This is a genomic window from Aquabacterium sp. NJ1, assembly GCF_000768065.1.
Classification (GTDB): domain Bacteria; phylum Pseudomonadota; class Gammaproteobacteria; order Burkholderiales; family Burkholderiaceae_C; genus Aquabacterium.
The window spans coordinates 3,327,901-3,352,341 of record NZ_JRKM01000001.1 but is presented as its reverse complement, the minus strand read 5'-3'; the positions used below and the strand labels follow the sequence as shown (position 1 = coordinate 3,352,341).

Genomic DNA, 24,441 nt, shown 5'->3' with positions numbered 1-24,441 from the left:
TTGCGTTCCCTTACAAACGACGCAAGATCGCTTCACATCATCCGATAACCCACAGGCAAATTCATTGCCAGTGGGTCAACGCTCTCGCTCGATCAGCCCTGATTGAGATCACGACGCAGCGCAATGGCCATTGATTGTCATTGCGATATCTGCGTCCATGCTTGCTACTGTTTCTTCACGTTCCAAACTGTCGGGTGGCTGGCGCCACCTGATGCGGGCCACGGTGCTGGCACTGAGCTACAGCCTCGCTGCGTGCGGGGGGGGCGGTGGCGGCGGTGCGAGCACGGACAGCAGCTCGGCACCACGCCAGAGCATGACGCTGAGTGCAGGCATGCTGCCCACCAGCGATGCCGATGCCTTCCGCTTTCTGACCCAGGCCTCGTTCGGCCCGACTGCCGAAGACGTGGCGCGCGTCAAGGCCATCGGCTATGACAACTGGATCGACGAGCAGTTCGGCATGCACCTGCAGAGCACGCACCGAGAGATGGTAGACGCCGCAGTCACGCTGCAATCTTCGCCGCTCCCGCGCCCGAACCACCTGATCTACAGCTGGTGGACGCACGCGGTCAAAGACCCCGCTCAGTTGCGCCAACGCGTGGCCTTCGCGCTATCGGAGATCTTCGTGGTGTCAACTGCCACGCTGGACAACGGGCGCATGGTCGCCAGCTACCTGGACATGCTGACCGACAAGGCTGATGCCAACTACCGCGACCTGCTCGAGGCTGTGGCCATGCATCCCGCCATGGGCTTGTATCTCTCTCACCAAGGCAACCGCAAGGAGGACACGGTTACCGGCCGCGTGCCCGACGAAAACTTCGCTCGCGAGATCATGCAGTTGTTCTCGATCGGCCTGTACGAGCTCGACGACAGCGGCAACCCCAAGCTGGTCAACGGTAGCCCTGTCGAGACCTACACGGCCGACGACATCAAAGGCCTGGCCAAGGTCTTCACCGGATTCAGCTGGTATCGCCCTGATGCCATGAGCAACCAGTCATGGTGGTTCTGTTTCTACCGCACCACTGAGTGCCAGTCGGATAGCTTCTCCTATATGCCGATGAGCAGCTACTTCCAGGAGCACTCGACCTCAGTCAAGCAGTTTTTGGGGGTGACCGTGCCCGCACAGACCGTTGCAGACCCAAAAACCAGCCTGAAGGCTGCGCTGGATCGGCTAGCCAGCCATCCGAACACAGCGCCCTTTATCAGCAAGCAACTGATCCAACGCCTGGTAACCAGCAACCCGAGCAACGCCTATGTGGCCGACATCGCCAATGTGTTCCGGTCCACCAACGGCAACCTGCGCGCGGTCGTGAAGGCCATCCTGCTGCACAACGAGGCGCGCACCCCTTCGGCCACAGCGCTGAGCAGCGGCTATGGCAAGCTCCGCGAGCCCGTTCTGCGCCTGACCCATCTGCTGCGAGCGATCCCTCATACCAGCGACGTGTATGAGTCCAGCATGCAGGCGGGCAAGCTGCCCTTCTATCTGGCAGACGACACCAGCGACCCCGGCACGCAACTCGGCCAGACGCCTATGGCCTCGCCCTCGGTTTTCAACTTCTTCCGTCCAGGCTACAAGCCACCGCAGACGCAACTAACCAATGCCGGGCTGGTCGCGCCGGAGATGCAGATCACCAGCGAGACCTCGATGCTGGGCTATGCCAACGCCATCGCAACCATTCTGGATCTAGGTTGGGGGCAGTGGAACAGCCACACCAACCGATGGGACGTGCAGTTCGACCTGAGCTTGTGGAATGGGTTGGTCGATAACCCCACTGCACTGGTAAATGCCGTGGCAACCAAGCTGTTGGGCACCACGCTGCCCGCCGATGTGCAGGCCGAGGCGATCGCCTCCGTCACAGCCATGCCTAAAACCACGGCCAAGCAACGACGCCAACGTATTCAGGCCGCCATCCTGATGGTGGCGGTTTCACCAAATTTCGTCATCCAGCAATAAGTCAGTCAATCAGGTTTCCTCTCGCTATGAGCAACGTCAGCCGCCGTCACTTCCTGCGCCAAGCCGCCTTCTCTTCCTCCTTAGGTACAGCCCTTCCAATGGCGCTGAACCTCAGCGCCATCACCCAGGCAGCTGCCCAATCCACCGGCAGCGGCGGCTATCGCGCCCTGGTCTGCGTGTTCCTGACAGGAGGCAACGACGCCTTCAACACCGTGCTGGCCACAGACACCACGTCCTGGAATCACTACCAGAACACCCGCAAACCGGCCGATGGCAGCGTGCCCATCGCACTACCCCAGGCCGGTGTGGCCCCGAATTCAAGTGCGACCAGCACGAGCCCTGACCGGCTCGGCGGCGTACTGCCGATTGCCCATGCCGGCCGCGCCGTGCACACGGGCAGGCAATTCGCCATGCACCCAGCCCTGACACAAGCGCGAAGTCTCTACCAGGCGGGCCGCATGGCGGTACTGGCCAATGTCGGAACACTCACACGCCCCACGACCAAGACCGATTGGAGCGATGCACGCGCCAGCAAGCCAACCAAGCTGTTCTCGCATAACGACCAGCAATCAACCTGGCAATCCTTCCGGCCTGAAGGTGCCTCGGCGGGCTGGGGCGGGCTGATGGGTGATCTGCTCATGTCGGGGAACGCCACCGGTCGCACAGGCGCCGAGGCTGCGCTGATCAAGAAGTCCTTCACATGCATGACCCCGGCGGGGCAGTCGGTATGGCTGAGTGGCCGCAACGTGATACCTTATCAAAGTCACCCTACCAATGTGATGCAACTCGGCTACGAGAAGGGCATTTACAGCAACAGCAGGCTGTACCAGGGCGTCGCCAACATCATGGGTCAGTTGAGCCAGAGCGGCACACCCGTTGTAGCGCCACGCAACCTGTTCGCCGCCGACATGCAGAACATCACGCAGCGTGGCTTGCAGGCTGCGGAACTGCTGGGCTCCAGTTTGTCTGCATTGGGCAGCGCGCCGTGGAGCACCAGTGGCGTGGGCGACGCTTATTTGGATCCGCTGCTCAAGTACACCAGCCCTGTCAGCGGCATGAGCAAAATCAACCCGCTTGCTGTGCAGCTACAGATGGTGGCTCGCCTGATCGACACCAATCGCGGCACCAATCTAGGCATGAACCGACAGTTCTTCATGGTCAACATGGGGGGGTTCGACACTCACAGCAGCCAGATCAGCGAGCATGCCGAGCGCATGGCACAGCTGGACCATGCGCTGGCCTACTTCGACCGCGTGCTGGGTGGCATGCCCGCGGGTGACATGCGTTCGCAGGTCACCACCTTCACGGCCTCCGAGTTCGGGCGCACGTTCACGAGCAACGGCGATGGCACGGACCACGGCTGGGGCGGGCACCAACTGATCATGGGTGGCGCGGTGATCGGCACCGAGGTGTATGGCACCTTCCCCACCTACAGCACTGCCAATACCAGCGGGGTGTTCAGCAGCCCGGACCAGATCCAGAACGGTGTGCTGATCCCCACCACCTCGGTGGATCAGTACGCCTACACACTGGGCAAGTGGATGGGCGTGTCGGACAGCAACTTGCAGGCCATCCTGCCCAACCTGAGCCAGTTCAACAGCTCGAGTTATGACCTGGGCTTCATGCGGGCCTGATGCCCAGGTGCTTGTAGACGATCAGGCTGTCTCGGCCAGCAAGGGCTTGAGATAACGCCCCGTGTGGCTGGCCGGGTGTGCCGCGATGTCTTCCGGCGTGCCCGCGATCAGCAAGGTGCCGCCACCCGATCCGCCTTCGGGGCCCATGTCGATCAGCCAGTCGGCTGTCTTGATGACGTCGAGGTTGTGCTCGATCACGACGATGGTATTGCCCGCATCGCGCAGTTGATGCAGCACCTTGAGCAGCAAGGCGATGTCGTGGAAGTGCAGGCCCGTGGTCGGCTCGTCCAGGATGTAGAGCGTGCGGCCCGTATCCCGCTTGGACAATTCGAGCGCCAGCTTGACGCGCTGTGCTTCGCCGCCTGACAGCGTGGTGGCGGCCTGCCCCAGACGGATGTAGCCCAGGCCCACATCCATCAGCGTCTGCAGCTTGCGGGCGATGGAGGGCACGGCATTGAAGAACGCCAGCGCGGCCTCGACGGTCAGGTCCAGAATCTCGTGGATGTTCTTGCCTTTGTATTGCACTTCCAGCGTCTCGCGGTTATAGCGTTTGCCGTGGCAAACGTCGCAAGGCACGTAGACATCGGGCAGGAAGTGCATCTCGACCTTGAGCACACCATCGCCCTGGCAGGCTTCGCAGCGACCACCCGCCACGTTGAAGGAGAAGCGCCCCGCGTTATAGCCGCGCTCGCGGGCCGCAGGCACGTCGGCCATCAGCTCGCGAATGGGCGTGAACAGGCCGGTGTAGGTGGCAGGGTTGCTGCGCGGTGTGCGGCCGATGGGCGACTGGTCCACATTGATGACCTTGTCGAACAGCTCCAGGCCTTCGATCTCGTCATGGGGTTCGGGCTCGGTATGGCTCTGGTAGAGCTTCTTGGCCACGGCGGCGTACAAGGTGTCGTTGACCAGGGTGGACTTGCCGGAGCCTGACACCCCCGTCACACAGGTGAACAGGCCCACGGGCACCTCCACGGTCACGCCCTTGAGGTTGTGGCCACGTGCGTTGACCACCTGCAGGCGCGGCGTGTCTTCCTTGAAGGCATGGCGCTTGGCCGGCACCTCGATGCGCAGGGCACGTGCGAGGTATTGGCCGGTGAGGCTGTTGGTGTTGGACATGATGTCCGCCGGGTTGCCCTGGGCCAGCACCTTGCCACCGTGCACACCGGCACCCGGCCCCATGTCGACCACGTGGTCGGCGGCGCGGATCATGTCTTCATCGTGCTCGACCACGATGACGCTGTTGCCCAGGTCGCGCAGGTGCTGCAGCGTGCCGATGAGGCGGTCGTTGTCGCGCTGGTGCAGGCCGATGCTGGGTTCGTCAAGCACGTACATCACGCCCGTGAGACCCGAGCCGATCTGCGATGCCAGGCGGATGCGCTGGGCCTCGCCGCCCGAGAGCGTGTCGGCACTGCGGTCCAGGCTGAGGTAGTTCAGGCCCACATCATTGAGGAAGCGCAGGCGTGATCGGATTTCGCTGACCACCTTGGCCGCGATCTCGGCCTTGGCGCCCTGCAGATGCAGGTGTTCGAAATACTGGTGCGCTTCGGCCAGGGTCGAATGGCCGATCTCGTAGATGGCACGGGTCTCGCCGGTGTTGGCGTCCAGCAGCTTGACGTGGCGGGCCTCGGTGCGCAGGCGGGTGCCATGGCAATCGGGGCAGGCCTTGGGTTGCTGGTAGCGGGCCAGCTCTTCGCGCACGGCGGCCGAATCCGTCTCTTTGAAACGGCGCTCGAAGTTGTGCAGGATGCCTTCGAAGGGGTGCGCACGCTTGACCTTGCGCTTCTTGCCGTTGGCGCCTTCGGCCTCGTAGACGAACTCGATCTCTTCGTCGCCTGAACCGTACAGCACCACCTGCTGGATGTGGGGGGGCAGCTCTTCGAAGGGCTGCTCCATGTCCACCTTGTAGTGTTTGCCCAGCGATTCGATGAGGCTGTAGGTGTAGGGATTGCGGCGGTCCCAGCCCTTGATGGCACCGCTGGCCAGGCTCAGCGAAGGGAAGCCCACCACGCGTTGTGGATCAAAGGCGATCACGTGGCCCAGGCCATCGCACGTGGGGCAGGCGCCCACCGGCGAGTTGAACGAGAACAGGCGCGGCTCCAGCTCGGCCAGCGAGTAGCTGCACACCGGGCAGGCGAACTTGGCCGAGCACAGGTGCTCGGTGCCGGTGTCCATTTCGTAGGCCAGGGCGCGGCCATCGGCCAGGCGCAAGGCGGCCTCGAAGCTTTCGGCCAGGCGCTGCGTCATGTCCGAGCGCACTTTGAGGCGGTCCACCACCACGTCGATGTCGTGCTTCTCGTTCTTGACCAGGGGCTTGAGGTCCGCCGCCTCGACGATCTGGCCATTGATGCGAAAGCGCACATAACCTTGCGCCTGCATGTCGGCGAACAGCTCGGCGTGCTCGCCCTTGCGGTCGCGCACCACGGGCGCCAGGATCATCAGCTTGGTGTCTTCGGGCAGGGCCAGCACCATGTCCACCATCTGGCTGACGCTTTGCGCCTGCAGGGGCTGGTGGTGGTCCGGGCAGAAGGGCGTGCCGGCGCGGGCATACAGCAGGCGCAGGTAATCGTGGATCTCGGTGACCGTGCCCACGGTGGAGCGCGGGTTGTGGCTGGTGGCTTTCTGCTCGATGGAGATCGCGGGCGACAGGCCCTCGATCACGTCCACGTCGGGCTTGTCCATCAGCTGCAGGAACTGGCGCGCGTAGGCGCTCAGGCTCTCAACATAGCGGCGCTGGCCTTCGGCGTACAGGGTGTCGAACGCGAGAGAGGATTTGCCCGAGCCGGACAAGCCGGTGATCACCACCAGTTGGTGGCGGGGCAGGTCCAGGTCGATGTTCTTGAGGTTGTGGGTGCGCGCCCCGCGGATCTGGATCAGGGGGTTCTCACCCCGGGGCTTGGGGGACGTTGGCCGGGCGGGCTCGCCGGGTTGGCGAGGCGCGGGGGGCTGGGCGGCAGCTTCTGGGGAATCGGGGCGGGACATCGGCGGATCGGAGCAAGAAAAGTGCCCTCAGGGCCCGCTCAGCGTCGACCCCTCGGCAAAAAAGCAACCGATCATGATACGTCGGCTTCGATGTGCAGCGCTACCGGAGGGGCGGACGCTGACTGGCTCGCTGGGGTGAACAGTGCGAGCGAGTTGCGCAAGGCTTCATGCGCAGGGGTGGTTCAACGGGATGGCGGCGGCGAGCGCCTGCGCCGCTCCTGACGCGGGGCACCACCGAGGCGCGCACCGTTGGCCTCGTGAACACCAGCCTGCCCATGCACAAAGCCAGGACGCCGCGAATGGTCGCTTCGCAGGCGCTCACCACCACCATCCCGCGACACAGTCTCGCGGTGCACGAAAGAATGCGGGCGAGCTGCGCTCGCCCCTCCGCGCGCGCCTGGGTGCCGCCGGACCGGGTGAATTGGGTGGGCGGCTGAAGCGACCATTCGCGGTGTCCTGGCTGGTGAACCACCTGGCTCGTGTTGACGAGGCCCGGGCGGCCAAGCGCGGTCGTGGCCCGCGTCAGGAGCGCCAGCCGCCCACCCGGTTCACCTGGTCATGCTCGGTCGAAGCAAGCTCAACAAAGTAGCACCAACCCACCACCCCACAGCCAGCTCAGGGCTTGCTGGCCACGTTCTGAGGCGCCATCAGGTTCTTCACGAAGAACGCTGTCTGCTTGGCCACCACCTGCTCGAACAAGGGGCCGGTGTAAGGCGAAAAGTGATCGGCACCCTTGAGCTCGACATATTCGCCATGCGGCACCGACTTGGCCACTTCACGCACCTTGGCAACGGGGATCAGGCCATCGTTGTCAGCTGCAATGATCAGCGTAGGGGCCTGGATGTCCTTGGCATAGCTGCCCGGCGAGAAGAACGGCAGGCTCATGAACACCCGTGCCGCCACCTTGTTTTCAGTCTGCCCCACACCGGGCGGCACCAGCTTCTTGTAGCCCTCGGCGCACTCCGGGCAGATCAGGGCCGCAAAACCATCCGTCGACACGATGGGCACGTACAAAGGCTCGTCCTTGTCGCTGCGCAGCAGGTCACGCAAGGCATACCAGCCGGCCACAGGCTGGTACTTGATCGGGTAGTTCAGGCTGCTGGAAATGCCGCTGACAAACGGCACCTGCGCACTCACCGCCTTGACGACGCCCGGGCGCTCCGCCCCGGCCACCAGCACCTGCCCACCGCTGTACGACGTGCCCCAGATGCCCAGGCGCTGGCCGTCCACATCCGCGCGCTGGCTGACCGCATCGATGGCGGACAGCCAGTCCTTGACATGCTCCTTGCCATCCACCACGCGGCGCGGCTGGCCACCACTCTTGCCGAAGCCACGGTAGTCAAAACGCACCACAGCAAAACCGGCCTTCACGAAACGCTCGGCAAACGGCGGCAGGCCCCAATCCTTGAGGGCGCCAAAACCGTGCGCCATGACGATCACCGGCGGCTTGGCGGCGCCCGCGGCTTGAGGGGGCAGCCACAACTCGGCGTCGCAGGTGGTCTGCTGGCAGGCAAAGCTGGCGTTGACCACGGTGTAGGGCCTGGCCGCCTCGCCTGCAGCCTGGGGCTGGGCCTGAACCAGCCCGGACAGGGCGCTCAAACCGGTCAGCAACAGCGCGGTGGCGGCACGGCCCGCCTTGAACATCTCAGGACGCATGAACTTCTCTCCTCGGTCGGTAGGGACACTTGCTCTTGAAATCGGTACCGTTCGGTACCAATGAGCGCAACCTTACCGAACAAGATTGGTACCGTCAAGTACCAAACACAAGATATGGCCTAATCCCCCTCATTCATGGACCAGGTCAACGCCACTCCCAACACGCCCAAAGCCGGCCTCCATGCCGCGGCCACCGAGCACCGCCAGCGCCTGCTGGATGGCCTGGCGCAAGCCTTGGAAACCCAGGCCTTTGCCGACATCACGATCGCCGACATCGTGGCGCGTGCGCGCGTGTCCAAACGCACCTTCTACGAGCAGTTCGCCAGCAAGGAAGCCTGCCTGTTGGGCCTGGGCGAGCGCCTGTGCGACCAGACCCTGGCCTTGATCGCCGCCAACTACCGCTTCGACGAAGATTGGGTGACCCAGTTGCGCAAGGTCACGCATGCCTACCTGAGCAGCCTGGAAAGCCAGGCCGCCGTGATGCGGGCCGCCTTCATCGAGATGATGACCATCGGTCCCGAGGGCCTGGCCCTGCGGCGCCGCATGGGTGAGCGCTTCGGCCAGTTCCTGATCATGCAGGTCGAAGCGTTTCGGGCCGTCGAGCCCAGCAAACGCCCGCTGACGCCCGCGCTGGCCACCGCCGTGGTCGGTGGCATCAACGAGCTGATCCTGCAGGCCATCGAGCGCGGCGAAACGCATCAACTCAGCAGCCTCACGCCCACCGTCACCGAGTTCGTGCAGGCGGTGATCCAGTCCCTGGAAGCACCACTGGAAGCGGGCAACGGCGCCGGCTGATTCGCCCGCCAGGGCTCTGCTTGAGCCGCCTCGCCGACACGGCAGGCACGCAGCATCAGGCCTGGGCGCCCTCGCCTGCAACCTCTTCGGCCACCTCATCCACACACCGCGCCACGATGGCGCCCAGCGAGGCGATCTCGACGCGCACCGTGTCGCCCGCCTTGAGGAACCTGGGCGGATTGGAAGCCGCGCCCACGCCACTGCAGGTGCCGGTGAAGATCACGTCGCCCGGCTCCAGCGTCATCACCTGGCTGAGCTGGGCGATCTGGTCCCACACGTTGTGGATCATCAGCCGCGTGTTGCTGTGCTGGCGCACCTCGCCATTGACCAGACACTGCATCTCCAGCCCATGCGGGTCACCCACCTCGTCGGCCGTGGTGATCCAGGGGCCGAAAGGCGCATGCGTGTCGAACGATTTGCCCAGCATCCACTGCGAGGTGCGCTTCTGGATGTCGCGCACGGACACGTCGTTGCCCACGCAGTAACCAAACACCACGTCACGCGCCTGTTCACGCGGCACATGCCGGCAGCGCTGGCCGATGATGGCCACCATCTCGGCCTCGTAGTCCGTCATGGCCGAGATGCGCGGCAGCACGATGGGGTCGAAGGGCCCGTTGATGGCATTGCCCAGCTTGGTGAACCAGATGGGGTGCTCGGGCACCGTGCGGCTCTCACCGATGATCGCCTCGTTGACATGCTCGACATAGTTCAGCCCGATGGCCAGCACCTTGCCCGGGCGCGGCACGGGCGCCAGCAGGTGCACCTCGTCCACGGTGAGATCGGCCGGGGCGTTGGCCAATGCGGCCACGCGGTCTTTCAGATCAGCCCAGCGGGTGATCAGATCGATCATGGGCTGGTGCGCCGACAACTCGCCGGCCAGCGCGCGGCTGAGGTTGACGATGCCCGAACCGTGCACCAGGCCCACCTGGGTCTGGCCTTCGAACTCATAGCTGCACAAGTGCATGGGGTGTCTCCAGGAACAAAACGATCAAGCCTGACGCAGGCAATCGATGATCTTCATGCGCGCCGCACGCCAGGCCGGCACAAAGCCACCGACCAGGCCCATGGCCAGCGCAAAACCGATGGACTGCGCGGCAATGCGCGGTGTGAGTGTGAACTGGAATGCCAGCTCGGAAAAGGTCTGGAAGTTGACCGTCGAGATGTTGACCGTCTGCATCAAGGCGGCGGCAGCCAGGCCCATGATGCCGCCCACCAGGGACAGCAACAGCGACTCGCTCAGAAAAGCCGACAACACCGCCGTGCGCCGAAAGCCCAGTGCCCGCAAGGTGCCGATCTCGCCGATGCGTGAAGCCACGGCCGCGAACATGGTGATCATGGCGCCCACCACCGCCCCGATCGAGAAGATGATGGACAGCGCCAGCCCCAGCAGGCGGATGAAGGTAGCCAAGGCCTCGGATTGTTCGGCGTAGAAGATGGCCTCGCGCTTGGCCTCCAGCGTCAGGCGCGGGTCTTCGTCCAGGCTCTGGCGGACCTGATCGAACGCAGCCGGGTCCGTCAGCTTGAACACCACGCTGGAATAGGCCCGGCGGCGGAAGGCCTGCATCATCTGCTCGCTGTCGCCCCAGACTTCGGAATCAAAGCCGCTGCGCCCCGCGTCGAACACGCCCACCACCAGCCAGTCGCGCCCGGCAAAGCGCATGGTCTCGCCCAGGCCTGCACCCGCAAAGCCCCGAGCCACGGCCTTGCCCGTGATGATCTCGCTGGTGCCCGGCCGGAACATGCGCCCGGCAAACAACTGCACCTGCGGGCGCAAGGCCATGCCAATGGCCGAGGTGCCGCGCACCGTCACATTGCTGGGCTTGCCATTGGCCCGTTTGGGCAAGGTATTGAGCACCACCGGCTCGGTACTGACCAGGCGGTTGCCGTTGCCGTCCATGGCGATCTGCGGCAGGCTTTCGATCACACCGGCCTGGTCCCGCGTGATGCCCGAGTTGATCTCGGCCCCGGCCCCCTTGCGCAGCACCATCACGTTGTCGGGCTGGCCCGTGGCCACCAGCGTGGCGCGGATGCCCTCGCTCATCATCAGCACCGTGGCAAACACGTACACGACCAGCCCCATGCCACCAGCGGTCAGCAAGGTGGTCACGCGCCGCACCCACAGGTTGCGGGCGATGTAGCTGAACGGAACGATGCGCAGGGCCGCCATGAAAGCCATTGTGCCCTGCGCAGGGCCTCATCTCAGGCCCGGATGCGAACGGTCTTGTGGAGCACCAGATGGGTCGGCACCCAGATCAGCGCAGGCAGCGCCGTCAGCATCAGGGCAAAGAAGGCCTGTTGTAACATCCAGGTCTGCGGCGCCTTGTCATTGATGCCAAACACATAGTTGACATTCACCGGCAGACCCGGGTTGCTGGCCGGTGCAGGCGGCATCGGCAGAAACAGGTAGGAAGCCCACATGGCCGCCCAGGCCAGCGCCCACCACAGCCAGAGCCCTCGACGGTCGTAACCCAGCCGGATCACCAGCCACAGCAGCACCAGCGGCAACCAGAAGTGGAAAAAGGACAGAAAACGTGCGAACAGAGGGATCGCATCCTGGAACATATAGCCCGTCATGCCGGTGACAGGCAGACCCAGCCAGGTGCCGATGAAATCGATCATCCACAGGAACTGCGGCAACAGGATCCCGACCGCGCATGCAGAGGCCAGCAAAGCGGATTCCGTCCACATGGCCAGGCAAGTCAGCAACAAGGCGATGTCGCAAAAATACAGGAAGTTGCTGGGCCCATAGGCCTGCCAGTAATGAGGCACCAGCACCGCCACGAAAGCGGTGTAGGCCAGCTTGGCCCAAAGAGGCAAGACAGAGGAAGAAGCGCGCACACGCATCAGGGAACCCACCAGAAACGGACCACATGGAAAAACATCGGGGCGGCGAACACCACGGAATCGAGGCGGTCCAACATCCCGCCGTGGCCTTCGATCATGGCGCCCCAATCCTTGACGCCCCGATCACGCTTGATGGCGGACATCACCAGCCCGCCAAGAAAACCCATCAGGCAGATGGCCAGCGCAATCAGTGCCGACTGCCAGGGCGTGAAGGGTGTGATGCCGTACATGGCCGCGCCCAGCAGGGTCGCCGACACCACCCCGCCCACCAGCCCCTCCACGGTCTTGGACGGCGACAACTCAGGCGCCACCTTGCGCTTGCCCATGAGCTTGCCCCACACGTACTGCAGCACATCGCTGCCCTGCACCACCGCGATGAGGTAGGCGATCAGCAGCAGTTCGCGCCCCTGGTAACCCGGAATCTGCAGCGTCAGCAGGGCGGGCACATGCGACACGCAGAAGACGCAAATCATCAGCCCCCACTGCATCTTGGCGGTGCGTTCCAGGAAACGCGTGGTATCGCCCCGCAGGCTCGAGACGATCGGCAGGACCAGGAACACATGCACCGGGATGAAGATGGAGAACAAGCCGTACCACTCGATCCAGATCAGGAAGTACTGCATGGGCAGGGCCACATAGAACATCAGCACCAGCGACATGTGGTCACCCGAGCGCGTGTAGGCCAACGTGATGTATTCGCGCAAGGCCGCGAACGACATGAACGCGAACAGGATGATCACGCCCGTCTTGCCGAAGATGAAGGACAGGCCGATGAGCGTCACCATCACCCACCAGGCCTTGATGCGGCTGTTGAGGTTGTCGATGACGCCGTGGGGCAAGCCCTTGGCCACGCGCCACTTCAGCAATCCGCCGATCACGGAGGCCAGCACCAGCACGCCCAGCGTGCCCGCAAACAGCCAGCGGGTGGCTTCGTCAAACAAAAGGTGGTTCATGCTCAACATGGCAAGCTTTCCTCAGGGCGCAAGGCCAGCACGGCCGACTGCGCGCGCTGCAAGAAGGCGTCCTTGCTTTCTTGCGCATCCAGCAACAGGGGGGCACCGAAACTCACCGTGCAGACCATGGGCACGGGAATGAGTTCGCCCTTGGGCATGACCCGCCGGATGTTGTCGATCCAGACGGGCACAAATTCGACTTCAGGGCTTTGTCGGCTGAGGTGGTACAGGCCACTCTTGAAAGGCAACAAGCTGGCATCCGACGTGTTGCGCGTGCCCTCCGGAAAGAGGATGAGCGACTCGCCGTTATGCAGGGCTTCGCCCATGAGCGAGACAGGCGATGGCGCATCCGGCTTCGGATGCCGGTCAATGAGCAAGGCGCGAAACACACGAGATGCCGCAAAGCGGCGCGCCCAGGACGCCAGCCAGTAATCCTGCCCGGCCACGGGTCGCGTGGTACGACGGACATGGGGTGGCAGGCAGGCCCAGATCATCACGAAATCACCGTGGCTGCCATGGTTGGCGAAATACACCCGCTGCTTGAGCCGCGGCACAGACCCGACCCACAAGGGGCGCACACCCGTCCAGGCCCTGGAACTGAACAAGAGCAATTCACTGACCAACCAGGCCAGGAAGCGCAAAGACCATTCCTTCAAGGCAGCCACGCTCACCCCCTCATCACCCGTTGAAGACCCGTTGCAGGACCGCCGCCAGCAACAAGCACCCATGCACCACGCACACGGCCACCAACATGCGCAACAGCCGCATCGCACCCGCCACACGCACGGCCAGCGTGCGCGGCGTACCGTCGGCGGCCAACCGAGGCTGCACGCCCAGCACCCTGCTCAGGGCGCCGTCCAGCAATGGGCCGGTGTTCACTGGGCCCGCCGCTTGCGACAGGCCTTTGAACAGGGCCGCATCGAGCCACAAGCGCATGGTCAGCCAGGTGCCGGCCAACCACAGTGGCCAGGCCAGGCCCAGCCACACCCAGGCCCCTTGCACGAGGCACAGCCCCGCCAAGGTCAGGCCACACAGGCTCATCCAGCCCCACCAGACCAGAGACGTGCGCAGCACGGCCGCGCACACGGCGCTGTCTGCCTTGTCGGCTGCCTGATCGCTTGCCATCGCATCGTGATGAGACGCGCTCATGCCAAGGCCTCCGCCGGTACAACCTGGATGCCACAAGCGGCTTCTTCAACCGCGCGCAACAGCGCGCCGGGCACGACGATCTGAGGGCGGCATAGCTGCAGCAAGGTCAGGGCATCCTGGACCGACCGAGCCCGCCCGCTGGCGCACAGCCAGGTGAGCACGACGGCCGCGCTACGCGAAAAGCCCAATGCACACGACACCAGGACCGGGCCACGGCGGCCGCTGTACAAGGCATCCAGCTGAGCTGCCGCCTCGCGCAGCTTGTCAGGCGACGGTGGGATGAGGTCCAGCATCGGCACCGACACCACACCAGGATGCCTGGCGCGGAGTTCTGCGGTGACGTCCAGCACATGGGCAAAGCGAGCGTGATCGGCCTCCCAGGGCAAGGGCAGACGACCCAGCCAGAGGCCCTCGCACACGGCCACACTGGCAGGCAAGCGCGCCGTCCAGCAACGGGCGTTGAACCAGGCCGCCACACGATGAGGCCAGAGCAGCAAAGCTGCCGCCACGGACGGCGCTCCCTGCCTGCCCTTCTGGAACACCCCATTGCCCAGGCCCGCATACGCCAGCGCCACCAGCGCCATCGCAACCGCGGGCCACCACAGCCACCAGGCCGCCGGGCTCCACTGCTGTCCCAGCCACACAGCCAGAAGGGCACACGCGGCCGCCACCAGGGCATACGTACCGGCCAGGCCATGGCGAGCTGCCATCTGGCGCCACGCATGCCAGGGCAGCCCGCCCTGCAAGGGCCACAGCCACATGCACAGCGCCCCGGCCAGAACGCCGGTGGGCACATCCACGAAATGGTGCTGGTAGGTGGTCAGCACCGACACCGCGATCAAGGCGCTCCACACGTGCACCAGTACCGCCCGAAAACCAGCCCACCGCGCCCGGTAGTAATCCCACAGGATCAGCAGCAGCACGATGTGCAGCGATGGCGCCTGGTTATAGGGCAGGTCAAAGCCCGCCAGGGCATTGAACAAGGCGCCCTCCCAGCCGCTCAGCGCGGGGCGCGGGGTCGAAAAGCGCAAGGGCCAGAGGTAGAAGCAGCTCACGCACACCAGTTGCGCCGTCAACAGCCGCAGCACCTGGCGGCGCAGTTCCAGGGCGTTCGTAGCCAACAGGAGCGACAGGCCATAGAACAGGTCGATCGACCAGTACGGCAGGATCGTCCAGGGCAGCAAGGGGATGTGCGCCTCCCAGCCAAACACCACGCTGGGCACAGCAGGCTGAGCGGCGGCCCAATGATTGGCCGCGCCATAACTCACAAAAAAGAGCGGGGCCAGCACCAGCAGGGCCAGCAAGCCGGGACGCCACATGGGCGCCACGCGTACCAGACTCAAGCCGACCTCACCCGCACCGCCAGCGACACGGTGAAGATGCCCCACTCGTCCACACGCTGGCTCACCTTGCGAAAGCCCGCAGCCTCGACCAGCTGGTCCATCTCCTGCTGGGTGCGCCGGCGCATCACCCAGGCCTGGCCTTGACGGTGGCTGGTCAGCGCCCGCGCGATCATCTCCAGTTGAGGGTGCCAGGGCTGGCCGGTGTACACGAGGCAGCCCCCTTCGGGCATGGCGTCCGCGATGCCCGCCAGGGACTCCGACACCATCTGGTTGTCGGCAAACAGCTCGTACAGGCCTGACACGACGGCGACCGTCGGTGCCGGCTGTACGCTGCGCAGCGAGGCCCGGTCAAAGGCATCCGCCTTCACGAAACGGGCCACTTGCTGCAAACCACGCGCCTGGATCAGGGCCGTCCCGTCCTGCACGTTGATGTCGCTGTAGTCGCGCAGCAGGATGGCTTCTGGCTTCACCGCCGAGTCGGCCACGGCATCCAGCACATAACGGCCGTGCCCTGCAGCGATGTCCATCAGCCGAACCGGCATGCCTTGATCCCTGACACGCGCCATGGCGTGGTTCAGCAGTTCCTGCACGTGCTGCTTGCGCACGCGGATGCCACGCCACCCGATCGAATCCAGATAGACCCGATCCACCAGTCGCCCGATCGGGCCCATGCCTGCCGCCTGGTTGCGGTAAACATAGTCCAGCGTGCTGCCCGAGTCAAAGCCGGTGGCATGCCCCAGCGCAATCCCCTTGGACAGCCAGCCGCCGACGCGCAAGCCCGTGCGCACGCTGGCCCAGTACAACCCACGCAAGGACCAGGGCGACAGCGGACGAGCCAGTGCCTGGGCCTCATCGAAAGTCGCGCCCTGCCTGTGCGGCATGCGCAGATCCACCGGCGCCGGCGCGCGCACTGCAAAGCGCTTGTTCACGAAATCGCGGATGCGCGCCACCGCCACATGACGGTCCTTCTCACCCAGCGTGTCATGGAAGAAGCCCGGCAGCTCATGAACCTCTTTGACCGCACTGCCCAGGCGCTGGAAGAACGCACGCTGCGGCCCCTGGTGCACGACCCAGTCCGCACCGGAGATCAGCAACTGCGTGGGCACCGTGATGGCGGCCGCATCGGCCACGACACGCTCGGCGGCTTCGTACAGGCCCAGCAGGATGTGCGAGGCAATCGGCCGGGCGATCAAGGGATCAGCCTCGTAACTGGCGATGCGTTCGGCATCGTGCGTCAGGAACTTCGCCTTGACGTAGCTGTTGACATAGAAGGGCCCCACCAGGCTTTGCCACAAACGGATGCCGGCGCGCGCGAAGGGCACATAGAGCTTGACCTTGAAGGCCGGCGAAGCCAGCGTCAGGCCACGAAGGCGAGGCGCGTAGTCATGCACCCAGGCCGAGACCAGCACGGCACCGACGCTCTGCGCCACGACATGCACATCGGACTGGGCCACGCCATGCTCGGCCTGCAGGTGCGCCATGAAGGTCTGGATGTCGCGCACCGAGGTGGCAAAGCTGGGGCTGTAGCCGCGCGGCCCCGGGGACTGGCCATGCCCGCGTGCATCCCATGCGAAGAAGGCCATGTCGGGCAAATCCAGCTCGTCGACCAGATGCGCCATGCGCCCGCCATGCTCGTGCCCGCGGTGGAACAGAACGATCGCACCCCGAGCCACCCCCGAGGTAGCCGGCCAATACCGGTAAAACAGTTGCTGCCCGTCGTGGGTGACGAAATGGTGCTCGGTGTGGCGACGCGGAGCCGGGGCAGACGCACCCGTCGATTCAAGAACGGCGCTCATGGCTATGTTGGATCCCTGATTGAATGCGGTTGTAGATGGCGCAACTGGTCAGCACCGCCACCAGCGGCAGCACCCAGGCCACTGGCCACCAATGGCTGGGCAGGCCCGCGCCTTGACCGAACAAGGCCACCAGCGCGCCGAGCAGGCCGAACACGAAGGCCCGGTCGCTCTTGCCCATGGGCCCGTCGTATTGGCGCACGCCGCCCACGGTGGCACCCAAGGCGCCCGCCATCTCGGACAAGGCCGAAGCCAGCACCACCACCCCGAGCCAGAAGGGATCAAAGGGCGCGACACGCGCGAACGGCATATAGAGGGCCGCGTCGGACAGGACGTCCGTCAGCTCGTTGAGGTAGGCCCCCAACACGGATTGCTGGCCATGCTCGCGAGCCAGCATGCCATCCACCGCATTGAAGGCCATGCGAAGCAGCATCCAAACCGGTATCAGCGCATACCAGGCCCACGGGGTATTCGCCAGATAGAGCCCGAGGCCGACGGCCACAGACACCAGACAGGCACTCAAGGTCACCTGATTGGCGGTAACGCCGAGACGCGCCAGCCTGGCAACCATCGGCCGCAGCAATGCCTGGAAACGGGGCTTGAGTTGGTAAATCGACAGCGCCATGCGCAACACCCGAACACCACATCGCGGCATCCGAGGCTTCTTCCCTGATCATTTTTTTGATGAGGCCGGAGGATATCGCCAACGGCCCCCTGCCACCATCACCACATAGGGGGTGTCAGCCCTCAAGCCACATGCCGCAGTCCCTGCACGATGTCGATGCGGGACATCTTCCAGGCCGGCCAGGCCGCCGCCACGGTGCCCACCACGACACTGGCCCCCAACTGCAGGCTGATGGTCAGCATGGACACGTTGAAGATGGGAAACAGCGTGCCCGCCGCGTTCACAAAAGCACGCGCCAGCGGGAAGGTCACGGCCATGCCGATGAACCCGCCGATCAGGGCGATCAACAGGCTTTCGCCAAACAGCAGTTTGACCACGAAGTTCGGCCCGAAACCCAGCGCCTTGAGCGTGGCGTACTCGGCCAGGCGTTCGCGCGCCGTCATCGTCATCGTGTTGGCCATCACCGCCATGATGATCAGGATGATGATGAAGCTCACGGCCTGCACGGCCAGCAAGATGGCCTCGCTCATGGACACGAAGCCGAGCTGAAAAGCCTTCTCGGTTTCGGTGAGCGTTTCCGCCAGCGAGTTCTTGAACAGCGCGTCGATGCGCTGCGAGATCAAGGGGGCGTCATCCGGGTTCTTGATGCCCACCACGTACACGCCCACATGGTCGGCCTGCGGCCCGCCCCCCATGCGCGCACGGATCGTCTCGGCCAGCAGCTTCCAGTGGATGAACATCTGCTGCGCATCGGTCTTGGCGTCCTTGCCCTTGTAGATGCCGCGGATGGTGAAGGTCCAGGTGCCCGGGTAGATGGTGCCGCGCATCGCGATCGTGTCGCCCACCTTCCAGCCGAACTTGTCGGCCAGCTTGCGCCCGACCACGCAGCCCTGGCGGTCATGGAAGAAGTCCTGCTTCTCCTGGTCGCTCAGGATGAACTCGGGGTACAGCGCCAGGTAGCTGGGCGGGTCGACGGCGAACTGCGCAAAGAAGTTGCGCTCGGTGATGTAGATGCCGCCGAACCAGTTGGCCCATGAGATGCCGCTCACCCCGTCCACCGACTTGATGCGCTCGGCGTAGTTCAGGGGCAAGGGAAAGGTCAGCGAGATCGAGCTGCGCGTGATCAGACGCGTGCTGGACGTGGCGTCCACCCCGGCGTACCAGGCGTCGACGATGGTGCGCAGCAGGCCGAAGGCGGCAATGGCCACGACCAGACCGATCATGGTCAGCAAGGCGCGCAGGCGATGCCTGAACGCGTTCTTGAGCAAGAGCCTGAGCAGGAACATGGGCCCTAGTCTGACATGGGCCAGGGCACCTTGCCCCACCCTACCCCGATCAGGCTGAATGCATCAGCGCGCCGCGTTCAGTGCCAGACGCGTGGCTTGCGCCGCCTGGCTCGCCGCGCTGGCGTAGTCCTCGCCGCTGCTGGCGTACAGCACCGCACGCGAGCTGTTGACGATGATGGTGCCGGTGATGGCCCCCGAGGCGTCGGTCTTCAAGCCCGCTTTGACGGTAGCCGCCGCATCACCACCTTGCGCGCCCACACCGGGGATCAGCAAAGGCAGCGTGGGGGCCAGCTCACGCACACGGGCGATTTCTTCAGGGAAGGTCGCGCCCACCACCAGGCCCATGTGGCCATTGGTGTTCCAGGGGCCTTGTGCCTGCGCGGCGATGTGCTCGTACACGCGGGGCTGGCCGGGGATGTCGGCCAGGCGCAGGTTCTGCAGGTCCGAGCCACCCGGGTTGGAAGTGCGGCACAGCAGGATCACGCCCTTGCCCGGGTACTTCAGGAAGGGCTGCATGGTGTCGAAGCCCATGAAGGGCGACAGCGTGACGGCATCAGCCTGGTAGCGGTCAAACGCCTCATGGGCGTACTGCTCGGCCGTGCTGCCGATGTCCCCGCGCTTGGCGTCCAGGATCACGGGGACGTAAGGCGCCACACGGCGCATGTGCGCCATCAGGCGCTCCAGCTGGTCTTCGGCGCGGTGGGCGGCGAAATACGCAATCTGCGGCTTGAAGGCGCAGACCAGGTCTTTCGTGGCGTCCACGATGGCCGCACAGAAGTCATAGATGCGGTCGCTCTGGCCCTTCCAGGCGCCGGGGAAGCGCGAGGGTTCGGGGTCCAGCCCCACGCAAAGCAGGGAATCGTTCTGGCGCTGGGCTTGCGCAAGCTGGTCGGTGAAGTTCATCCCTGAATTTTACCGGCTTGTGCATCCCCAGGGTCAGTTCGGGCGGCGGCGGCGCAGCAGCGCGCCCATCATCAGCAAGCCCGCACCAGTCAAGGCAAAACTGGCGGGCTCGGGCACGGCCGGTGCAAAGGTGGTGAAAGTGCCGGACAGGTTCTGCGCACCCGTGGTCAGCATGTCGTACGTGGCGATGCGGTCATAGCTGAGCGCGTTGGTATGCAGGAAGAACAAACGCGACTCGCTGCCCGGGTTGACGCCGTTGGCGAACAGGAAGTTGAGATCCCCCGTGGGGTAGCTGGCCGGGTTGAACAGGCGGGCGGTGTCAGGCCCCGTCGTGCCCAGGCCATCGGTGCGGTAGTCGGCATCCTTGAGGTGGCTGTAGCCGAAATCGGCCAGGCGGAAGGCGCTCACGCCTACGCCGGAGGTAGACGGGTCGACATTGACCTTCCAGTAAAAGTCCAGCGTGCCGGTGCCGGTTTCGCGCACCACGCGGTTCTGCACGGTGCCGCTCACGCCGCTGAAGCTGAAGGGGGTGATGACGTCTTCCAGCACGGTGCCAGCCAGCTCGGGGCGGGCGGCCGAAGTGGTGCCGCCCAAGGCCGTGTCGGCAAAGGGCGCGGGCGAGACGGGCTCGGTCAGGGCAACCGCCTGCGCGGCGGTCTGTGCGAGCAGGCCCACGCCCAAGGTGATGACAGGCAGGGCGAAGCGCGAAAGGTGTTGCATGTTGGGACTCCTAGTCGAATGCGTAAAACAGGAGTCGCCAATGTAGGAACGCACGGCGAATGGCGCATCCCTAGCGCTAGGGGCGAGGGCGTGCTCACCTTAGGGGGCCAGCCCCATGGCGGAAATGGCCTGCCAATCACGTGTGCACCGCTTCAAGCGGGCACGTGATCGCAGGCCATCCAGGCTGCCTGGGCAAAGCCAGGCTCAACAGGCGCCTCAGACGCGCTTGGCCAGCTCCACAGCCTTGCCGATGTAGTTGCCCGGCGTCATGGCCATCAGGCGGGCCTTTTCGTCGTCAGGCAACTCCAGGGTTTCGATGAAGGCCTGGATGGATTCGCGCGTGATGGCCTTGCCGCGTGTCAGCTCCTTGAGGCGCTCGTACGGGTTGGGCAAGGCATAACGGCGCATCACGGTCTGGATGGGCTCGGCCAGAACTTCCCACGAGCTGTCCAGGTCATCGGCCAGGGCTTGCGGGTTGACTTCCAGCTTGCCCAGGCCACGTGCCAGGCTGTCGTAAGCCAGCAGGGCATAACCCAGGGCCACGCCCATGTTGCGCAGCACGGTGGAGTCGGTCAGGTCGCGCTGCCAGCGGCTGATGGGCAGCTTCTGGCTGAGGTGCGTCAGCACGGCATTGGCCAGGCCCAGGTTGCCTTCGGCATTTTCGAAGTCGATGGGGTTGACCTTGTGCGGCATCGTGGACGAGCCGATTTCACCCGCCTTGGTCTTCTGCTTGAAGTAACCCAGGCTGATGTAGCCCCACACATCGCGCGACCAGTCGATCAGGATGGTGTTGGTGCGGGTGACGGCATCAAACAGCTCGGCCATGTAGTCATGCGGCTCGATCTGGATGGTGTAAGGGTTGAAGGTCAGGCCCAGCTGGTGCTCGATGACCGACTGGCTGAAGGCTTCCCAGTCCTTGTCCGGGTAGGCCGACAGGTGGGCGTTGTAGTTGCCCACGGCACCGTTCATCTTGGCCAGCAGCTTGACATCGGCGATGCGGGCGCGGGCGTTGGCCAGGCGGGCCACCACGTTGGCGATTTCCTTGCCCACGGTGGTGGGGGATGCTGTCTGGCCGTGCGTGCGGCTGAGCATGGGCAGGTCAGCCAGGTTGTGGGCCAGGCCACTGAGCGTGCCGATCAGGCCATCGATGGTGGGCAGCAGCACCTGCTCGCGTGCGGCCTTGAGCATCAGGCCGTGGCTGGTGTTGTTGATGTCTTCGCTGGTGCAGGCGAAGTGCACGAACTCACCGGTCTTTTCCAGCTCGGGGTGGTTGGCGAAACGCTGCTTGATCCAGTACTCCACGGCTTTCACATCGTGGTTGGTCGTCTTCTCGATGTCCTTGATGGACTGGGCATCGGCCTCGGAGAAACGCGCCACCAGGCCACGCAGGTAACCGCGCGAAGCCTCGGTCAGCGAGGGGAACTCGGGCAGGCCGGCGTCGGACAGCGCGATGAACCATTCAACCTCGACCTGCACGCGGCGGTGCATCAGGCCGAACTCGGACAACAGCGGACGCAGTGCGGCGACCTTGGCAGCGTAACGGCCGTCAAGCGGCGACAAAGCGGAGAGGGCAGACAGGTTCATGGGCAGGGATCCAAGGCAGATTGGTCCGGATCGGACAACTACAGACGCACAGGCGAACCCGCCATTTTACCGGGCGCAGCGAGCTCGTGGGCAGGCCAATGCGCTTTCAGGACGTCGGCATCCACCCGCGACCACACCGTGAGCGACTGGGCGCGCATGCGGCGCGTGGCCACCACGGCCCAGGGCCAGTACAGCCCCAGCGTCAGCACCAGCAAGCACGCATGCTTGCACTGCAGCAGCACGAAGTCGGCAATCGACAGCTTGCTGCGAAAGCGCAGGTAGCGGTTGCCGGACTTGTTCCACACCAGGTTCTGCAGGCGCGCCTGGGCATAAGGTTGCACCGCCGCGCACACGGCCAGCGCGGCCATGAACAGCAGCTCGGCCTGCAGGCTCATGGCCAAACGCCCTCGCACCACCAGCACGCCAGCCAGCACCATGGCGGCCACACCCAGGCTGAAGATGGTGGTGAGCATGGCCCACACGGTGATGCGCAGGAACATCATGGCCACCGCCGCACGCGAGGCCTTCCACAACAGGTGCATGGGCCCCAGGCGCAGATGACGCTGGCGAAACAGGTACCAGGTCCAGACAAAAGCCGGCATGGCCAGCCCCCACAGGCTGACCGCCACGCCCCAGGCCACCCAGCTGCCGGGGTGGCGCAAGATGGCCGACGCCATGAGCAGCCACGCCACCACCGCCCCACCCACCAGTGGGCGCCACATGGCCCGGTACACCGCCTCGCAACTGGCATCAAACGCCAGCCGCCGGTGCGCCCAGCTGATGTGCGCCATGCGGTGCGTCAGGCTCATGAACACAAACAGCGGCCACACAGCCAGGGCGAGGGACAAGGCCAGCATGCCCGCCAGCATGGACCCGCCAGCCCAGGCGCCTGCCACCCCCAGCGTCAAGCCCAGCCCCATCAGGTAACGCGGCAACAGGTGGGTGGGTGGCTCGTGGTAGTCCAGCACGTGGCCGGCCACCATGGTGTGGCGCATCAGGTAGCGCTGGGTGCGCACCCGCGCCCAGGGCCAATACAGCCCCAGGGTAAGCACGGTCCACAAGAGATTGATGGCCCACAGCCGCGCGTATTCCGTCTCCGAACCTTGAAAACGCAAGGGCCAGGATGTCACCACCCCATTGGGCAGACGCGGGATCTTGCCGCCAGCGGCCGCAGGCACCGTTGATGCGGGCGACAAGGTTGGTGACGCCAGCTCGATCCCATCGTCCTCGCCCTGCTCCGTCTCACCCTCTTGCGGTACAAAAAGCGCGCGCGACCGCACCGACCCGATGGGATCGGGCCAGAAAACGGGAGGCAGGCTCGACCATTCGGGTTCGAGTTCTTCAACCGGGGGGGCAGGAGGCTGCGGGGCCTGCCTGGGCTTGAACTCGTCCAGCCGGATGACTCGTACTGCAGAGCGAACACCGGAATTGTGCATTTCAGCATCAAATGTAACAATATCGAACGAGCCTGCGTGCAGGCGCTCCCCCTGATTGGGTGGGTGTCATACAGATGACCCTCCAATCCCCGGCGGACGCCCTGTGGTGGCTAAAATCAGTTCAAACACACATCACCACACAGAATGAAACTGATCGGTTCCCTGACCAGCCCTTTCGTCCGCAAGGTACGCGTCGTGCTGGCCGAGAAAAAACTCGACTACAAATTCGACATCGAGGACGTCTGGGCGGCTGATTCCACCATCTCGGAATCCAACCCGCTGGGCAAGGTGCCCTGTCTGGTGATGGAAGGTGGCGAGGCCATCTTTGACTCGCGCGTCATCGTGGAATACGTGGACACGCTCTCCCCGGTCGGCAAGCTGATCCCCCTGAGCGGGCGCGAACGCGTGGAAGTGCGTACCTGGGAAGCCCTGGCCGACGGCCTGCTGGACGCGGCCATCCTCGCGCGCCTGGAGCAAACCTGGGTGGGCCGCACAGAAGCCCAGCGCAGCCAGGCCTGGGTAGACCGCCAGCTCGACAAGGTCAAGGGCAGCCTCAAGGCCATGAGCCAGGGCCTGGGTGACCGCCCCTGGTGCAATGGCAACCACCACAGCCTGGCCGACATCGCCGTGGGCTGTGCCCTGGGTTACCTGGATTTCCGCTTCCCGCAGATCGACTGGCGCGACGACTACCCCAACCTGGGCAAGCTGCACGACAAGCTCATGCAACGCCAGAGCTTCATCGACACGGCACCACCCAGCGCCTGATCCTTCCAGCGCCGGCCCCTCAAGG

At 64.7% G+C, this 24,441-nt stretch carries 20 protein-coding genes; 4 read left to right on the top strand and 16 right to left on the bottom strand.

The window, feature by feature from the left end:
• Nucleotides 1–157: 157 nt before the first annotated feature.
• Nucleotides 158–1,951, top strand: a complete 1,794-nt coding sequence (locus tag JY96_RS14415) for a DUF1800 family protein (RefSeq protein ID WP_081961270.1) — start codon at nucleotides 158–160, stop codon at nucleotides 1,949–1,951.
• 26 nt (nucleotides 1,952–1,977) lie between these two features.
• Nucleotides 1,978–3,585 carry a DUF1501 domain-containing protein gene (locus JY96_RS14410; RefSeq protein ID WP_081961269.1) on the top strand — a complete coding sequence of 536 codons (1,608 nt, stop codon included), beginning with the start codon at nucleotides 1,978–1,980 and terminating at the stop codon, nucleotides 3,583–3,585.
• 21 nt (nucleotides 3,586–3,606) lie between these two features.
• On the opposite strand, the gene uvrA is transcribed toward JY96_RS14410, so the two are convergent.
• Nucleotides 3,607–6,564 carry an excinuclease ABC subunit UvrA gene (uvrA, locus tag JY96_RS14405; RefSeq protein ID WP_081961268.1) on the bottom strand — a complete coding sequence of 986 codons (2,958 nt, stop codon included), beginning with the start codon at nucleotides 6,562–6,564 and terminating at the stop codon, nucleotides 3,607–3,609.
• Between the two features lie 615 nt (nucleotides 6,565–7,179).
• Nucleotides 7,180–8,220: an alpha/beta hydrolase gene (locus JY96_RS14400; RefSeq protein WP_081961267.1), complete on the bottom strand. Its 1,041-nt coding sequence runs from the start codon at nucleotides 8,218–8,220 to the stop codon at nucleotides 7,180–7,182.
• Nucleotides 8,221–8,355: 135 nt separating this feature from the next.
• Here JY96_RS14400 and JY96_RS14395 point away from each other — a divergent pair, with 135 nt between their 5' ends.
• Complete coding sequence (locus tag JY96_RS14395) at nucleotides 8,356–9,015, top strand: TetR/AcrR family transcriptional regulator (RefSeq protein WP_052162540.1); 660 nt, start codon at nucleotides 8,356–8,358, stop codon at nucleotides 9,013–9,015.
• Nucleotides 9,016–9,070: 55 nt separating this feature from the next.
• On the opposite strand, the gene JY96_RS14390 is transcribed toward JY96_RS14395, so the two are convergent.
• The 14 genes from JY96_RS14390 to JY96_RS14325 all read right to left on the bottom strand — a co-directional run bounded on the left by JY96_RS14390 (nucleotide 9,071) and on the right by JY96_RS14325 (nucleotide 23,651).
• Nucleotides 9,071–9,979 carry a fumarylacetoacetate hydrolase family protein gene (locus JY96_RS14390; RefSeq protein WP_035038457.1) on the bottom strand — a complete coding sequence of 303 codons (909 nt, stop codon included), beginning with the start codon at nucleotides 9,977–9,979 and terminating at the stop codon, nucleotides 9,071–9,073.
• A 24-nt stretch (nucleotides 9,980–10,003) separates the two neighbouring features.
• Complete coding sequence (locus JY96_RS14385) at nucleotides 10,004–11,182, bottom strand: ABC transporter permease (protein WP_035042892.1); 1,179 nt, start codon at nucleotides 11,180–11,182, stop codon at nucleotides 10,004–10,006.
• A 32-nt stretch (nucleotides 11,183–11,214) separates the two neighbouring features.
• Complete coding sequence (locus JY96_RS14380) at nucleotides 11,215–11,859, bottom strand: hypothetical protein (RefSeq protein WP_035038454.1); 645 nt, start codon at nucleotides 11,857–11,859, stop codon at nucleotides 11,215–11,217.
• Nucleotides 11,859–12,821, bottom strand: coding sequence for a phosphatidate cytidylyltransferase (locus tag JY96_RS14375; RefSeq protein ID WP_035038450.1), 963 nt, complete (start codon nucleotides 12,819–12,821; stop codon nucleotides 11,859–11,861). Before JY96_RS14375 ends, JY96_RS14380 begins: the two co-directional genes overlap by 1 nt.
• Entirely contained in the window at nucleotides 12,815–13,477 is a 663-nt protein-coding gene (locus JY96_RS14370) for a 1-acyl-sn-glycerol-3-phosphate acyltransferase (RefSeq protein ID WP_235333935.1), read from the bottom strand. Before JY96_RS14370 ends, JY96_RS14375 begins: the two co-directional genes overlap by 7 nt.
• Nucleotides 13,478–13,490: 13 nt before the next feature.
• Nucleotides 13,491–13,961: a hypothetical protein gene (locus JY96_RS14365; protein WP_152606515.1), complete on the bottom strand. Its 471-nt coding sequence runs from the start codon at nucleotides 13,959–13,961 to the stop codon at nucleotides 13,491–13,493.
• Complete coding sequence (locus JY96_RS14360; RefSeq protein WP_035038437.1) at nucleotides 13,958–15,304, bottom strand: phosphatase PAP2/dual specificity phosphatase family protein; 1,347 nt, start codon at nucleotides 15,302–15,304, stop codon at nucleotides 13,958–13,960. The genes JY96_RS14365 and JY96_RS14360 overlap by 4 nt, the downstream gene beginning before the upstream one ends.
• Nucleotides 15,301–17,100, bottom strand: coding sequence for a bifunctional alpha/beta hydrolase/class I SAM-dependent methyltransferase (locus JY96_RS14355; RefSeq protein ID WP_052162538.1), 1,800 nt, complete (start codon nucleotides 17,098–17,100; stop codon nucleotides 15,301–15,303). Before JY96_RS14355 ends, JY96_RS14360 begins: the two co-directional genes overlap by 4 nt.
• A complete protein-coding gene (locus JY96_RS14350) occupies nucleotides 17,084–17,722 on the bottom strand; it encodes a CDP-alcohol phosphatidyltransferase family protein (protein WP_255352697.1) in 639 nt (212 codons plus the stop codon). Before JY96_RS14350 ends, JY96_RS14355 begins: the two co-directional genes overlap by 17 nt.
• A 122-nt stretch (nucleotides 17,723–17,844) precedes the next feature.
• Nucleotides 17,845–19,008, bottom strand: a complete 1,164-nt coding sequence (locus JY96_RS14345) for an FtsX-like permease family protein (RefSeq protein ID WP_035038435.1) — start codon at nucleotides 19,006–19,008, stop codon at nucleotides 17,845–17,847.
• A gap of 63 nt (nucleotides 19,009–19,071) precedes the next feature.
• The gene (gene pyrF, locus JY96_RS14340; protein WP_035038433.1) at nucleotides 19,072–19,911 is read right to left on the bottom strand and encodes an orotidine-5'-phosphate decarboxylase; all 840 of its coding nucleotides are present in this window, start codon (nucleotides 19,909–19,911) and stop codon (nucleotides 19,072–19,074) included.
• A gap of 33 nt (nucleotides 19,912–19,944) precedes the next feature.
• Complete coding sequence (locus JY96_RS14335) at nucleotides 19,945–20,631, bottom strand: PEP-CTERM sorting domain-containing protein (RefSeq protein WP_035038431.1); 687 nt, start codon at nucleotides 20,629–20,631, stop codon at nucleotides 19,945–19,947.
• A 216-nt stretch (nucleotides 20,632–20,847) separates the two neighbouring features.
• Nucleotides 20,848–22,215, bottom strand: coding sequence for an adenylosuccinate lyase (gene purB, locus JY96_RS14330; RefSeq protein WP_035038429.1), 1,368 nt, complete (start codon nucleotides 22,213–22,215; stop codon nucleotides 20,848–20,850).
• Nucleotides 22,216–22,253: 38 nt separating this feature from the next.
• Complete coding sequence (locus JY96_RS14325; protein ID WP_035038427.1) at nucleotides 22,254–23,651, bottom strand: DUF898 family protein; 1,398 nt, start codon at nucleotides 23,649–23,651, stop codon at nucleotides 22,254–22,256.
• 144 nt (nucleotides 23,652–23,795) lie between these two features.
• On the opposite strand from JY96_RS14325, the gene JY96_RS14320 reads away from it, so the two are divergent.
• Nucleotides 23,796–24,416 carry a glutathione S-transferase N-terminal domain-containing protein gene (locus JY96_RS14320; RefSeq protein WP_035038425.1) on the top strand — a complete coding sequence of 207 codons (621 nt, stop codon included), beginning with the start codon at nucleotides 23,796–23,798 and terminating at the stop codon, nucleotides 24,414–24,416.
• The last annotated feature ends 25 nt before the right edge of the window (nucleotides 24,417–24,441 follow it).